Genomic DNA, 13,087 nt, shown 5'->3' on the forward strand with positions numbered 1-13,087 from the left:
TCAGGCGCTTGAGTCGGATTTCGGCATAACTTCCGCTTCGATTGGTTCGTCCTGATCGCTTGTGTAGCGGCGGCGGCCCCACAGAATGGCCGCTATGATCGCCGCGATAGGAAGGCCGATTGCCAGCAGAACAATCAGCGCTGCTACCATCACGCCCAGAATCGAGCCGATCGACCCAAACGCGCTCCTGATGGGATCAAAGAAGCCGCCGGTTTCGGGCGTACCCGACCGGTAGGCAATGTTGACGCGGCTGAACGCGACACGGGTTTTCATCTCGGATAACCAGCTGCGCGCCTGATCGATTTCTTCATTCACTTGTGCCACACCGCGCTCGGCCTCGACGAGTTCGGCGACTGTGCCGCGGCGCGTCTCGAGCACTTCCATCAGGCGGTCGCGCAGGACGGTTCGTGCGCGCAAGCGGGCTTCGGTATCGACTATCGCTTTGGACAGGTCTTCGCCCTGGATGCTGGCCGAAACCTGCTCGCCGCCGCGGCCCTCGGCCTCGGCAGACAGCTTTGCGCCAAAGTCACGTGCGCGCGGAGAAGCCACGGCAAGTCGGAGCTCGCCGCCAGCATAAGCGCCTTCGCTGCCCGTTTGGCTGAGTGACAGAATCTGGCAACTCGTCGGCCCCATCGCTTCGCACATATCGGCGTGCTTCTGCTGCAACGGAGCGATTTCTTCGGCACTGATGCGGAAACCGTAGTCGTAAATATAGGCAATTTTCGGCGCGCTGACGGGCATTTCGCTGCGGCTACCGACAGCCCCGCTGATGTCACGCGAAGAAAACCCGCCCGATGACGGGCTTACTTCCGAGGATGGCGGGGGGACCGGGGCAGGCGCTCCAGTCGGTGCAGGAGGAGGGGGCGGCGGCGGCGGCCGCATCGCCATATCGGTCCCAGACATTGCGACATCGGTCGTCGTGATACGCTCGGTCATTTCAGTTGGCTGGTTGTCGCTGCAGGAAACCAGTGTGATGCTGCCCGCGATTACCAAAAAGCTGATTTTCCTCATGAAAGTCTTCTCCGGGTGAAGATTGCCTTATTTTTGCCACAATTGTGGCAGGGTGTCAGAATTTAGCAAGGCCCAAACGAAAGGCCACGCTGATTTTACCCAGCGTGGCCATTATTCTTCTTTGACTTGAGTTGCTTAGGCCGATTGAAGCTCTGCCTTTTTGGCGTGTTCGCCCAGCATATCCAGCAGTGCCTTGGAAAATGCCGGAATGTCTTCTGGCTTGCGGCTGGTGATGAATTGGCCATCGACAACGACCTCGGCATCGACAACTTCGGCGCCGGCGTTTTTCAGATCCGTGCGGATCGAAGGCCAGGCGGTCACTTTCCTGCCCTTTATCACATCGGCCTCGGCCAGAAGCCAAGGCGCGTGGCAGATCGCCGCGATAGGCTTACCCGAAAATGCAAATTCCTTGATGAGGCTGATCGCGTCGGCGTTCATGCGCAAAATATCCGGGTTCATCTGACCGCCGGGCAGTAACAGCGCATCATATTCGCTGACCGTCACATTGCTGATCTTGAGATCGACCTTTACACTTTCGCCCCAGTCCTTGTCATCCCAGCCTTTGATCTCGCCTTCTTCCGGACTGGCGACGTCGGTTGCGATCCCGGCGTTTTCCAGGTTCGCTTTGGGAACGGTCAATTCCGACTGTTCGAAACCGTCGGTGGACATGATAAGTACGCGTGTCATGTTGGTTAACTCCTTGAATTGGGTGTGACCTTTTAACGGTTGGGGAAGGTGAAACGTTCCGGATTGTTCCGCGAGTGGTTTCACTGATAAGGCGGGCCGCATGACCACCACCAAAGCTGACGACATAATCCCCGATCCCTTCGACGCCATCGTTGATGCGCCGTTCGATTCCGCGCTCGAAGAACGCTATCTGGTCTATGCGCTGTCCACGATCACTGCCCGTTCGCTGCCCGATCTGCGTGACGGTCTCAAACCCGTCCACCGCCGCCTTTTGTGGACCATGCGCCAGCTGAAACTGGACCCGTCCAACAATTACAAGAAGTCGGCCCGCGTGGTGGGCGAGGTTATCGGTAAATATCACCCCCACGGCGATACCGCCGCCTATGATGCGATGGTGCGGCTGGCGCAGGATTTTTCGCTGCGATATCCGCTGGTGGAAGGGCAAGGCAATTTCGGCAATATCGACGGGGATAATGCCGCCGCTTACCGTTACACCGAAGCCCGTCTGACCAAAACCGCGATGAGCCTGATGGCCGGTCTGGATGACGGTACGGTCGATTTCATCCCGACATATAATAACGAGGATGAAGAGCCGGAACTTATGCCCGGTCTGTTCCCCAATCTGCTCGCCAATGGTGCCAGCGGTATTGCGGTGGGCATGGCAACCAACATTCCCAGCCATAACGTGGCCGAGATTATCGACGCGACATTGGAACTGATCGATATTCCGCATGTCGAACATTCCCGGCTGATGGAATTGTTCCACGGGCCCGATCTGCCCACCGGCGGCCTGATTGTGGACAGTCCGGCGGTGATTTCGAATGCTTACGAAACCGGGCGGGGATCGTTTCGGATCCGCGGGCGCTTCCGCTCGGCCGAAGCGGAAAAGCAGGCCGACAGGGATGCCGGGATCGAACGATTGGGCAGCGGGCAGTACCAGCTGGTGATCAGCGAAATCCCCTACCAGGTGCAAAAGGGCAAACTGATCGAACAGATCGCCCAGCTCATTGCCGACAAGAAGCTCCCGATCCTCGAGGATGTCCGCGACGAAAGCGATGAGAATATCCGTCTCGTGCTGGTGCCGAAGAACCGCAATGTCGATCCCGAATTGCTCAAGGAATCGCTCTACAAGCTGACCGATCTGGAAACCCGGTTCGGCCTCAACCTCAACGTCCTCGACGCCACCCGCACACCGATGGTGATGGGGCTGAAGGAACTGCTGAATAACTGGACGGCAGCACAGATCGAAATCCTCCAGCGCCGCACACGGCACCGGCTGGACAAGATCGCCGCGCGGCTGGAACTGGTCGAAGGTTATATCAAAGCCTTCCTCAATCTCGACCGGGTCATCGAAATCATCCGCACCGAGGATGAGCCCAAACCGATCATGATGAAGGAGTTCGAGCTAACCGACCGGCAGGCCGAAGCTATCCTGAATATGCGTCTGCGCAGCTTGCGCAAACTCGAGGAAATGCAACTGCGCGGCGAGCGGGACGATCTGCTGACGGAACGCGAGGAACTGGAAACACTGCTGGGTTCACCAGCCCGCCAGCGTACGCGACTGAAACGCGATCTGAAGGCATTGCGCAAGGAATACGGCGAAGACACGCTGCTTGGCGCGCGGCGGACGACCATCGCCGAAGCTGCCCCGGCGGTTGAATTCAGCATGGACGCGATGATCGAAAAAGAGCCGGTCACGGTTATCCTGTCCGAAAAAGGCTGGATCCGCGGCGCAAAGGGCCATGTCGATCTGGCGACGGATGACGGTATGGGCGACTTCAAATACAAGGAAGGCGATGCCCCCGCCTTTGCGCTGCACGCGCAGACAACCGATAAATTGCTGCTGATTGCAAACAATGGCCGCGTATATACGCTGGGCGGTGACAAACTGCCCGGCGCGCGCGGCTTTGGCGAGCCGATCCGAAACACGCTGGATATCGATGCGGAGGCCGATATCGTCGGCCTCGTGGTGCACAAGCCGGACGGCCAGATGCTGTTCGCCAGTTCGAACGGCAAAGGCTTCGCCGCGCAGACTTCCGAACTGCTGGCCGAAACCAAGAAGGGCCGTCAGGTGGTCAACCTCAAGCCGGGCGTCAAACTGGTAGTGGTCCGTGAAATCGCATCCGAGCATGATCATGTGGCCGTGGTCGGCGACAACCGCAAAATGGTAATCTTCAACATGGAAGAACTACCCGTTCTGGCGCGGGGGCAGGGCGTCATGCTGCAACGCTACCGTGATGGCGGTTTGTCCGATGCAACCACACTGACACTGGACGAAGGGCTTAGCTGGGCAATGGGCGGCAAGGGTGACAGGACCCGCACCGAAAAAGACGTGTGGCAATGGAAAGTCGCGCGCGGTGCTGCCGGCCGCCTGCCGCCGCAAGGCTTCCCGCGGGATAACAAGTTCTAGGTAAAAATAGGGCCTCCCTGTTTCCAGAGAGGCCCGGTTTTTGTGTTTAGCTGCTGCGGCGCTGTCCGCCGCTGGCCGGTTTGGCAGAGTAGGTTTTCCTGCGGCTCCCGCCGCCATAATTCTTGCCGCCACCCGAGTTGGCACCCGAATTGCTGCCCGAACCGCCGCCCGAACCGGACCGACCGCGATTGCCGCCGGAAGGGCGTCCGCCGCGATTGCCGCCGCCTGCGCCGCGTCCGCCGGCATATTCGCCGCCCGATGCTTTCTTTGCTGGGGCGGGCAAGGATTTTGCCTGCGCCTGAAAATCTTCGATCAGCGGAACCGGTGTCAGTCGCAGTCCGGTCAATTTTTCGATGTCGCGGATATATGGCCGTTCGTCTGGGGCGATATAGCTGATTGCCATCCCGCCTTTGCCGGCCCGCGCAGTGCGGCCGATCCGGTGCACATATTGTTCGGCAACATTGGGAATTTCAAAATTGAAGACCGCGCTTACGCCCGGCACATCGATGCCGCGTGCCGCAATGTCGGTTGCGACCAATACAGGCACTGCACCGCGGCGGAAACCGTCAAGTGCGCGGGTGCGCTGCGCCTGTGTCTTGTTGCCATGGATTGCAGCGGCGTTGATGCCCGCCGAAACCAGATGGCGCACGACCCGGTCCGCACCGTGTTTGGTGCGGGTAAAGACCAGCGCGCTTTCAATCTCGCCATTGGCGATACCCTTGCGCAGGCTGAGAGTGAGCAGAGCCTGCTTCTCGGCCTGATTGATAAAGGTGCAATATTGCTCGACCCGCTCTGCCGTGGTGGATTGCGGCGCAACCTCGACGCGCACGGGGTTGTCGATAAAGCGCTTGCCAAGATCGGCGATCGCCTTGGGCATGGTGGCGCTGAAAAACAGGCTCTGCCGCTCTTTGGGCAGCATATTGGCGATCCGCGTCAGCGGCTTGATAAAGCCCAGGTCCATCATCTGGTCGGCTTCGTCGAGAACAAAGATTTCGACATCGCGAAGGGTCAGTGCGCGCTGTTCGACAAGATCGATCAGGCGACCCGGTGTCGCCACCAGAACATCGGTGCCGTTCACCAGCTTGCGCGCCTGTTTGCTGGCGGGAACACCGCCAAAAATGCACTGGATCGAAAGCGGCAGGTTTTTGGCATAGAAACGCATGTTCTCGGCGATCTGTGCGGCAAGTTCGCGCGTCGGGGAAAGGATCAGCATCCGGCAAGACGCAGGCTTTGGCTTCACATTGCCCTGCGCCAGCTTGTGCAGCGAGGGTAGCGAGAACGCTGCGGTTTTACCCGTTCCCGTCTGGGCGATACCCAGAAGGTCGCGGCCCTGCATCAATGCAGGAATGCTTTCGCGCTGGATCGGCGTCGGGGTGTCATAACCCTTCGACTTCAATGCGCGCAGGATAGGCTCGGCCAGGCCGAGCTCTTCGAAATAGGACATAAATATACTCTCAGTGTGCGCCAGACGGACATGGGTCCGGGCGCAGTGGGTCATTCGGCGACCCAAGCGTGAGGGGGAAGCTTTACAAAGGAACGAGCCCGATTGATCGCTGCGGGACCTTGGCCATTTTATGTGGGCCAGGTTCACGCTCGCAGTCGATTACGCGGTACATTCCGCGCAGGTCGTTGGGGCCCATGTAGGGGGGGTTTTATGAAAGCGCAATTAACTTGCGCAAAATAGTTTCACAATTGCGCCAGTAGCGTGTCGAGAATGGCGGAAACGCGGGCTTTATCGGGAAACCCTTCGGCAACCCACTGGTCTTCCAACTGGCTTTGAATTGCTGAAACCTGCGGACCGGGTTTGATCCCCCGCGCAATGATCGCACCCCCGTTGAGTGGAAACTCGGGGATTTCCCAGTCTTGGATGGAGGCGATATCCGCGCCGGCCAACAGCAGCCGGTCGATCGCGCAATCCTTGCCGATATTGTAGGCAAGGGCGCGCGGGTTATCGACGTCGGCCGGGGTCCGTTCGGCAACGCAGGCAATCCGCGCCTGCTGCGCGCGTGACAGGCGCAGGCGTGATGCGGTACTGGCTGCGACGGCAGGCAGGGCAGGCAACAATGCCGCCAAACGGCGTAACGCATCGGGCCGGGCACTGGCCGCCTGTTCGGTGGTTATGAGCGAGCGCAATTTTGTGATTTCGCGCTGGCCGCATTCGGGTAACACCACTGGCAGCACGCCCAGCGTGTGCATCCGCGCGACCGTTTCCGCGGGATCTGGCAGGCCAAGCAGGTTCAGCAATTCCCACCCAACCCGTTCGCGTGACAGGCCCGCGAGCTGCCCGGCAAGTGCGCTGCAAGCCTCCTCGGCGATGGCGTCAGGCTTTGCACCGAACCGGGCCTGAAAGCGGAAATACCGCAGGATGCGCAGATAATCCTCGGCAATCCGTGTGCGCGCATCACCGATAAAGCGGACGCGCTGCGTGGCCAGATCATCGCGCCCGCCGAAGTAATCGAACAATTCCAGCGTCACCGGATCGGCATAAAGCGCATTGATCGTGAAATCGCGCCGCGCCGCATCCTCTTTCCAGTCGCTGGCAAATTGCACCTCGGCATGGCGCCCGTCGGTGGCGATATCCTTGCGCAGAGTGGTTATTTCTACCGTCCCGTCATCCAGAATGGCGGTTACCGTGCCGTGTTTCAGCCCGGTCGGGATGGTGCGGATGCCTGCGGCCTGCAACCGGACGATCACCTCATGCGGGGGCAACGGTGTCGCGGCGTCGATGTCCTGCACATCCTTGCCCACCAATGTATCGCGGACCGCCCCGCCGACCCAACGCGCATGACCGCTGCCAAGGGCACGCACCAATGCGGCGAGCGTATCGCGCTGTGTCCATTCGGCCGGCGGGAGCGTGTCAGCCATCGGTGATACCCCGCCAGTCTATCCGGCGTGAAAGGTTCGCGATGATCGCCGCGGTAACACCCCAGATCCGGTAACCTTCCCAGTTGATCTGGTAATAATGCCGGTTTTCGCCTTTCCAGTAGGCCTCGTGCGCGCTGCGGTTGGCCGGATCGACCACGAAATCGAGCGGAGCCTCGAACCAGTCGGCCACTTCGCCGGGATCGGGTGTAATCGCGATATCATGCGGGACGACCGCCAGCACCGGGGTCACGGCAAAGCCGCTGCCTGTGTTGAACAGGTCGGTCGGGCCGATCACGCGCACTGCACCGCGTGCGATCCCCAGTTCCTCCTCCGCCTCGCGCAGCGCGGCTTCGACGGCATTTTCGCCGCGTTCGATCTTGCCGCCGGGGAAGGCGACCTGACCCGGATGATCGGCCATCGTGTCGGGGCGCCTGGTCAGCAGCATGCCGGGGCGAGGGCGGTCGGTGATAGCGATCAGCACGGCTGCATCACGCGAAGTTTCATGCGGTCCCAACCCCGCATCATCGAGCAAATCGTGAATATCCACGTCATGGCCGGCGCGGTGCAGGCGGGCAAGTTCGTCGAACAGCGCGCTCATCCCGGTAACAAGGAAAATTCCGCACCCTGGCTCTGAACGCTCCAGCCATCACCAAGGCTGGCGGAATGTTCGGCGATCTGGGCGTAGGTGCTACGGTTCAGCCGGGCTTCGCAGCCGTGCCTTACGTCCAGATACAGGGCCGGCGTGTCACTGTCGCCGCGCGCGATGATCGGGTGTTCGGGACCGGCCAGCACAATGTCATCGGTATTGAGACGGAAAGCCAAAGCGCCTTCGCTTTGCTGCATATCGACCGCAATGAACGCGGCGTCCTCCACCGCGATTGTCAGCTTCTGATAAGGCGTCATCAGCCAATGCTGACCGGTCCGGTCGCGGATCAGCAGCGAGGCGAAGGCGCGGACCATCGCGGGGCGCGTGATTTCGCTGTCCTGATGAAACCAGGTTCCGTCGCGGGCAATCCGCATTTCGCTGTCGCCGCTGGCATCGGGCGACCATTGATCGACCGGCGGCAATTTGCGCGCTGCGACCGCTTCGGCGATCTGGCTTAGTGACAATCCGGCAAGCTCTGGTGGGGGTTCGTAAGGCATTGTTGAACGGATGCCACAGCGCTGCGTCCCGGTCTAGTTAGGGCGGTCCCACGGGCCCAGCATTCCGGTGGACGGCAATATCGCGGGATTGGGGGTGCGGACCAGCAAGCGATGTTGCTCGAATGGCCCGGGGCAGCGCCAGCCTGACGTGTGCGCGGCGGTGAATTCGAAAAACCGTTCGTAATATTCGGGATCGCCGATCATCACCTGCGGCAATGTCGCATCCTGTGCCATGCCGCCCAGCGTGGCCAGCATCAGTGCCTTGCCGTAACCATCGTTCTGTTTTTCCGGGAGCACGGCGACCGGGCCGATCATGACCATGGGATGGCGGCGGCCATCGTCGTCGGTCAAGGCAACGGGCCACGCCTGGATCGCGCCCGCGAGCATATCGTCCTCGTCCAAGGCGGCGAAGCTGAGCGGGGGGAGATATTCCTGCCCTTCGCGGATCCGGTAAGCAGTACGCTTGTGCCGGTCTTGTCCGAATGCAGCATCCAGCAATGCTTCGATCAGGCCGGGGTCAACGTCGCCGAGAGGGATAATGTTCGCCATACCGGGCGGGCCGTTAAGTGGCCGCGCACGGTTTGCCAACTGCAATTCGGCTTGAGGTCAGCGAGGGGTCAATTTCAGCAGCCGCGCATTTTCACCGTCTTCAAGCACCCAGATCGCGCCATCGGGGCCTTCGACAATCTGCCTGATCCGGCTATCCATTGCATAGCGGCCCGTCTCGCTGGCGGTTTCGCCGTTAATCGAAACGCGAACGATCGCCTCCGATTTCAGTCCGGCAATGATCGCATCGCCTTTCCATGCGTCAAACAGGTCGCCGCGGTAGAATATGAAGTTGCCCGGTGCGATTACGGGGGTCCAGCTGATGGCAGGGGCGGCAAATTCGGGCCGGGTGGAATGATCGGGAATGTTCGCGCCATTATAGTCATTGCCGTTGGAAACGATCGGCCAACCATAGTTCTGGCCCTGCTTTACCAGATTGAGCTCGTCACCACCCGCCGGACCATGTTCAAGATCCCACAAACGGTTCTGATCATCGAACTGCATTCCCAGAATATTTCGGTGGCCATAGGTCCAGATGTCGCCGGAGGCGCCCGATCTCGCGGCGAACGGATTGCCTGCGGCGGGCTTACCATCCATCGTCAGTCGCACGATGGTACCCAGATTGTTGGACAGGTCCTGTGCCGGATCCTTCTTCTGACGGTCACCCGAAGCGACGTAGAGATATTGTTCATCGGGCGAGACCGTGATGCGGTGCGAATAATGACCGCGTCCCGAAACCTTGGGCTGACGCCAGATCACCTGCAACCCGCGAATGTCGCATGTCTGGTGTTCTTCGCAAACGATTTGCCCCTTGCCCACAACGGCGCCGCGCGTATCGCCGCTACCTGCTTCGGCCCAGCTTAAATAAATGGTTCGGGGGGTTAGCGTGTCTGCCGCTTCGCTCGGCAGAAAGGCGATATCGCCAAGCCCGCCCTGACCGCCGTAATCCACCTCGGGGACGCCGGTAAAGAACAGCGCGCGCCCGTTCCTGATGTCATTCCCGACAATCCTGCCGCCCTGTTCGGTTACCACGATAATCTCGGTCCCGGGTATGAATGCTGCCGCCCACGGCTCGTCATAAGTCCCGACCTCGGCGACGTTGAACGGCTTGCCATTTTCAACATCGGCAGAAGATGCCGCGGCGTCAGGGCTGTTTTCCCCATTCGCCACCGCGCCGCAGCTTGCGAGCAGCAGTGCGCTGGATGATAGAAGGAAGGCGGAGCGGAGAGCGTTTGTCATCATGTTATCTGGAACACCTCACAGCGGATTTGGTGCCGAAATGGCAATCGACGGCCTGATTATCGGCGTTGACGAGGCGGGCCGGGGCCCGCTGGCGGGGCCTGTTGTGGCCGCAGCGGTTGTGCTGTGCAAGCCATGCCCTGCCGGGCTGGACGATTCCAAGAAACTGACCGCCAAAAGGCGCGGCGTGCTCGAAGCTGATATTCGCGGCCGTTGTGCTTTCGGTATCGGCGTTGTCGATGTGGAGGATATCGACCGGCTGAACATCTTTGGTGCTACGATGCTGGCGATGAGCCTTGCGGTGGAAGAACTTTGCGCAGTGATAAGGCGCGATCCAGCACAAATTTTGATCGACGGCAACATGACGCCCGCGGGCCGCTGCGATAAATGGCGCTGGGCCAACGCGCGCGCCATCGTGGGCGGTGACGGGATCGAACCGTGTATTTCCGCCGCGTCGATTATTGCCAAGGAATATCGCGACCGGATCATGTGCGAAGCCGCCATGCGTCATCCGCAATATGGCTGGGAACGCAACAAGGGTTACGGCACCAGGGATCATATGGCGGCCTTGCATCAACATGGCCCCACGCCGCTCCATCGCCGCAGCTTTGCACCCGTTGCCCGGATGCTTCTGGTGTAGATTTCGGAAATTGCGGTGAAGCGAGTCCTTGCCGCCACACCCCAACATATCGAGTTCGCATGGCATCGGCGCACACCCCATGATGTGCCGGACTCGCTATGTTCTTTTATGGTTAGCAAGGCGTTAACCATATGCTGCGACAATCGGCACTTGACGCGGAGTCCGCTTGGACTCACCCTGTGGATAACTGGGGGGAAATCAGGAATGGGGCAGGTTTTGGCCGATACAAAAACACGCGCGCGCAAGACGAAGGTCGAGACGCAGCTGGCGAAAGATGCCGCCGATCAGGCAGTGCGCGCAGGCCTGCCGCTGGGCCGGATTCTGGACGGCGACTGTGTGGAAGCTATGCGCGAATTGCCCGATAATTCGGTCGATATGGTGTTTGCCGATCCGCCCTACAATTTGCAGCTGGGCGGCGATCTCAACCGGCCCGACGGAAGCCAGGTCGATGCCGTAACCGATCATTGGGACCAGTTTGACAGCTTTGCAATCTATGACAAATTTACAGAGGATTGGCTGACAGAGGCGAGAAGGATTCTCAAACCCGATGGCGCGCTGTGGGTCATTGGCAGCTATCACAACATCTTTCGCGTCGGTGCGATATTGCAGGATCTGGGTTTCTGGATACTCAACGATATCATCTGGCGTAAATCCAACCCGATGCCGAATTTCAAGGGCACCCGCTTTACCAATGCGCACGAGACGCTGATCTGGGCGGGTATGGGCGAAAAGGCGCGCTACCAGTTCAATTACCGCGCAATGAAAACTCTGAATGACGAACTGCAGATGCGCAGCGATTGGGTGCTGCCGATTTGTGGCGGGGCCGAACGGCTGAAGCGTGACGGACATAAAGCACACCCCACACAGAAGCCCGAAGCCCTGCTTTACCGCGTGATGCTGGCGACAACAGAAAAGGGCGACGTGGTGCTCGATCCGTTTTTCGGCACTGGTACCACCGGCGCAGTGGCCAAACGGCTTGGCCGCGAATGGATCGGGTGCGAGCGCGAGAGCATCTACCGCGAAGTCGCCATGGAACGGATCGAGCTGGCTCTGCCGCTGGACGAAAGCGCGCTGGAGACGATGCAAAGCAAGAAAAATGCGCCGCGGGTGGCCTTTGGCGCACTGGTTGAAAACGGTTATATCCAGCCTGGTACCGAATTGTTCGACAAACAGCGCCGCTGGATTGCAAAAGTCCGCGCCGATGGCTCGCTGGCTTATGAAAAGCAGACCGGTTCGATCCACGGATTGGGCAAGGACCTGCAGGGCGCGCCCAGCTGCAACGGCTGGACGTTCTGGCATATCGAACATGAAGGCACGGTAAAGCCGGTGGATGCTATCCGGCAGGATTATCTGCTGGCGATCGAGGATTGATGCCCAACCGGATTTATATCCGCCCGATTGGTTTCCCGCCAAATCCGCAAAGCGAAGCCAGATCGCCCACCGGCGAAGCTGAATCCGTCCGGCTGGCTGGCGGGATGGTTCACGCCAGCAGGTTTGCAATCATTCTGCGGCGCGACAATGCAGTAATCCAGCGCGACATTGTGCCGCCTTCGGGTGTCGCGGACGTACTGGCGCGGTTGCCGGACGATGCGGCTGCTGATGGTCACCGGCAATGGGCGGCGTTGCGTTCTGCCCATCCACCGCTGCAATTGGGTGACCGGACAATCCGCCTCGATCAGCCGCAGATCATGGGTATTCTCAACGTCACGCCTGACAGTTTTTCTGACGGCGGGGCGTTTCTGGATGATCCCGAAGAAGGCCGCGCTCACGCCTCGGCCATGCTGGAGGCGGGTGCTGCAATCGTCGATATTGGCGGCGAAAGCACGCGCCCGGGTGCAGCAGCCGTATGGGAGGGCGACGAGATTGAACGTGTGCGCCCGGCTACCGAATATTGCGCGGCGATGGGCGCGGCGATCAGTGTGGACACGCGGCGCCCGGCAGTGATGGAGGCTGCGCTGGGGGCTGGCGCGCAGATGATCAACGATGTGTCCGCTCTGCGGCATGATCCGCGCAGTCTGGAGATCGTTGCCCGGGCTGCAGTGCCCGTCATATTGATGCACGCGCCGGGCGATGGCGATAATCTGCACGCTGACGGCGTATATGACAACGTTGTGTTCGATGTGTTCGACTGGCTCAATGCCCGCCGCGATGCGGCGATTGCAGCAGGGGTAAAGCAAGAGAATATCGTGCTTGATCCCGGCATCGGATTTGGAAAATCGCTGGCCGACAATCTGGCCCTGCTCAACGCGCTCGCGTTATTTCATGCGCTGGGTCAGCCGCTCATGCTGGGCGCAAGCCGGAAACGCATGATCGGCGCGCTATCGAACGAAGCACCCGCTGCAGAACGGCTGGGCGGTTCGCTGGCCTTGGCCGTGGCAGGAATGAATGCAGGCGTGCAGCTGCTGCGCGTGCACGACGTTGCCGCGACGGTGCAGGCGCGCAACGTGTGGCGCGGACTGAGGGACGCGGCGTTGACCGATTTCAGCGAAATGGCCGGGGATTAGACAAACCCGGATTTCAGGCTTAGCTCTCTGGTAGAAAGAGGG

Annotated in this window: 13 protein-coding genes; 5 read left to right on the forward strand and 8 right to left on the reverse strand. The window is 60.2% G+C overall.

Features of this window, described 5'->3' with window-relative positions; all coding sequences use genetic code 11:
• Positions 1 to 741 (reverse strand): DUF4349 domain-containing protein, encoded by a 741-nt coding sequence (locus WFP06_RS04535; protein ID WP_336986052.1) that lies wholly within the window; start codon positions 739 to 741, stop codon positions 1 to 3.
• Positions 742 to 769: 28 nt separating this feature from the next.
• On the opposite strand from WFP06_RS04535, the gene WFP06_RS04540 reads away from it, so the two are divergent.
• Complete coding sequence (locus WFP06_RS04540) at positions 770 to 1,030, forward strand: hypothetical protein (RefSeq protein ID WP_336986053.1); 261 nt, start codon at positions 770 to 772, stop codon at positions 1,028 to 1,030.
• Between the two features lie 116 nt (positions 1,031 to 1,146).
• Here the strand turns inward: WFP06_RS04540 and WFP06_RS04545 are convergent, their stop codons facing one another.
• Positions 1,147 to 1,698 carry a type 1 glutamine amidotransferase domain-containing protein gene (locus WFP06_RS04545; RefSeq protein WP_336986054.1) on the reverse strand — a complete coding sequence of 184 codons (552 nt, stop codon included), beginning with the start codon at positions 1,696 to 1,698 and terminating at the stop codon, positions 1,147 to 1,149.
• 100 nt (positions 1,699 to 1,798) lie between these two features.
• Between WFP06_RS04545 and parC the strand changes: the two genes are divergently transcribed.
• Positions 1,799 to 4,108: a DNA topoisomerase IV subunit A gene (parC, locus tag WFP06_RS04550; protein ID WP_336986055.1), complete on the forward strand. Its 2,310-nt coding sequence runs from the start codon at positions 1,799 to 1,801 to the stop codon at positions 4,106 to 4,108.
• Positions 4,109 to 4,154: 46 nt separating this feature from the next.
• Here parC and WFP06_RS04555 read toward each other — a convergent pair whose 3' ends face one another.
• The 6 genes from WFP06_RS04555 to WFP06_RS04580 all read right to left on the reverse strand — a co-directional run bounded on the left by WFP06_RS04555 (position 4,155) and on the right by WFP06_RS04580 (position 9,904).
• Entirely contained in the window at positions 4,155 to 5,552 is a 1,398-nt protein-coding gene (locus tag WFP06_RS04555) for a DEAD/DEAH box helicase (protein ID WP_336987625.1), read from the reverse strand.
• Between the two features lie 242 nt (positions 5,553 to 5,794).
• Entirely contained in the window at positions 5,795 to 6,973 is a 1,179-nt protein-coding gene (locus tag WFP06_RS04560) for a CCA tRNA nucleotidyltransferase (RefSeq protein ID WP_336986056.1), read from the reverse strand.
• On the reverse strand, positions 6,966 to 7,571 hold the full coding sequence (locus WFP06_RS04565) for a CoA pyrophosphatase (protein WP_336986057.1): 606 nt from the start codon (positions 7,569 to 7,571) through the stop codon (positions 6,966 to 6,968). The genes WFP06_RS04560 and WFP06_RS04565 overlap by 8 nt, the downstream gene beginning before the upstream one ends.
• On the reverse strand, positions 7,568 to 8,116 hold the full coding sequence (locus WFP06_RS04570) for a DUF1285 domain-containing protein (protein ID WP_336986058.1): 549 nt from the start codon (positions 8,114 to 8,116) through the stop codon (positions 7,568 to 7,570). The genes WFP06_RS04565 and WFP06_RS04570 overlap by 4 nt, the downstream gene beginning before the upstream one ends.
• A 33-nt stretch (positions 8,117 to 8,149) precedes the next feature.
• Positions 8,150 to 8,665 (reverse strand): GNAT family N-acetyltransferase, encoded by a 516-nt coding sequence (locus tag WFP06_RS04575; protein ID WP_336986059.1) that lies wholly within the window; start codon positions 8,663 to 8,665, stop codon positions 8,150 to 8,152.
• Between the two features lie 57 nt (positions 8,666 to 8,722).
• A complete protein-coding gene (locus tag WFP06_RS04580; RefSeq protein ID WP_336986060.1) occupies positions 8,723 to 9,904 on the reverse strand; it encodes a PQQ-dependent sugar dehydrogenase in 1,182 nt (393 codons plus the stop codon).
• On the opposite strand from WFP06_RS04580, the gene WFP06_RS04585 reads away from it, so the two are divergent.
• The 3 genes from WFP06_RS04585 to folP all read left to right on the forward strand — a co-directional run bounded on the left by WFP06_RS04585 (position 9,903) and on the right by folP (position 13,045).
• On the forward strand, positions 9,903 to 10,541 hold the full coding sequence (locus WFP06_RS04585) for a ribonuclease HII (RefSeq protein WP_336986061.1): 639 nt from the start codon (positions 9,903 to 9,905) through the stop codon (positions 10,539 to 10,541). The genes WFP06_RS04580 and WFP06_RS04585 overlap by 2 nt on opposite strands.
• A gap of 204 nt (positions 10,542 to 10,745) precedes the next feature.
• Positions 10,746 to 11,912, forward strand: a complete 1,167-nt coding sequence (locus WFP06_RS04590) for a site-specific DNA-methyltransferase (RefSeq protein ID WP_336986062.1) — start codon at positions 10,746 to 10,748, stop codon at positions 11,910 to 11,912.
• Positions 11,912 to 13,045, forward strand: coding sequence for a dihydropteroate synthase (gene folP / locus WFP06_RS04595; protein WP_336986063.1), 1,134 nt, complete (start codon positions 11,912 to 11,914; stop codon positions 13,043 to 13,045). The genes WFP06_RS04590 and folP overlap by 1 nt, the downstream gene beginning before the upstream one ends.
• Positions 13,046 to 13,087: the final 42 nt, after the last annotated feature.

Origin of the sequence: Altererythrobacter aquiaggeris, assembly GCF_037154015.1 — a bacterium.
GTDB lineage: Bacteria > Pseudomonadota > Alphaproteobacteria > Sphingomonadales > Sphingomonadaceae > Aestuarierythrobacter > Aestuarierythrobacter aquiaggeris.

Excerpts from the sequence above, each read along its gene's own strand:
- WFP06_RS04535 (WP_336986052.1), bottom strand. The coding sequence starts at position 741 with ATGCCCGTCAGCGCGCCGAAAATTGCCTATATTTACGACTACGGTTTC.
- WFP06_RS04540 (WP_336986053.1), top strand. The coding sequence starts at position 770 with ATGTCACGCGAAGAAAACCCGCCCGATGACGGGCTTACTTCCGAGGAT.
- WFP06_RS04545 (WP_336986054.1), bottom strand. The coding sequence starts at position 1,698 with ATGACACGCGTACTTATCATGTCCACCGACGGTTTCGAACAGTCGGAA.
- parC (WP_336986055.1), top strand. The coding sequence starts at position 1,799 with ATGACCACCACCAAAGCTGACGACATAATCCCCGATCCCTTCGACGCC.
- WFP06_RS04555 (WP_336987625.1), bottom strand. The coding sequence starts at position 5,552 with ATGTCCTATTTCGAAGAGCTCGGCCTGGCCGAGCCTATCCTGCGCGCA.
- WFP06_RS04560 (WP_336986056.1), bottom strand. The coding sequence starts at position 6,973 with ATGGCTGACACGCTCCCGCCGGCCGAATGGACACAGCGCGATACGCTC.
- WFP06_RS04565 (WP_336986057.1), bottom strand. The coding sequence starts at position 7,571 with ATGAGCGCGCTGTTCGACGAACTTGCCCGCCTGCACCGCGCCGGCCAT.
- WFP06_RS04570 (WP_336986058.1), bottom strand. The coding sequence starts at position 8,116 with ATGCCTTACGAACCCCCACCAGAGCTTGCCGGATTGTCACTAAGCCAG.
- WFP06_RS04575 (WP_336986059.1), bottom strand. The coding sequence starts at position 8,665 with ATGGCGAACATTATCCCTCTCGGCGACGTTGACCCCGGCCTGATCGAA.
- WFP06_RS04585 (WP_336986061.1), top strand. The coding sequence starts at position 9,903 with ATGTTATCTGGAACACCTCACAGCGGATTTGGTGCCGAAATGGCAATC.
- WFP06_RS04580 (WP_336986060.1), bottom strand. The coding sequence starts at position 9,904 with ATGATGACAAACGCTCTCCGCTCCGCCTTCCTTCTATCATCCAGCGCA.
- WFP06_RS04590 (WP_336986062.1), top strand. The coding sequence starts at position 10,746 with ATGGGGCAGGTTTTGGCCGATACAAAAACACGCGCGCGCAAGACGAAG.
- folP (WP_336986063.1), top strand. The coding sequence starts at position 11,912 with ATGCCCAACCGGATTTATATCCGCCCGATTGGTTTCCCGCCAAATCCG.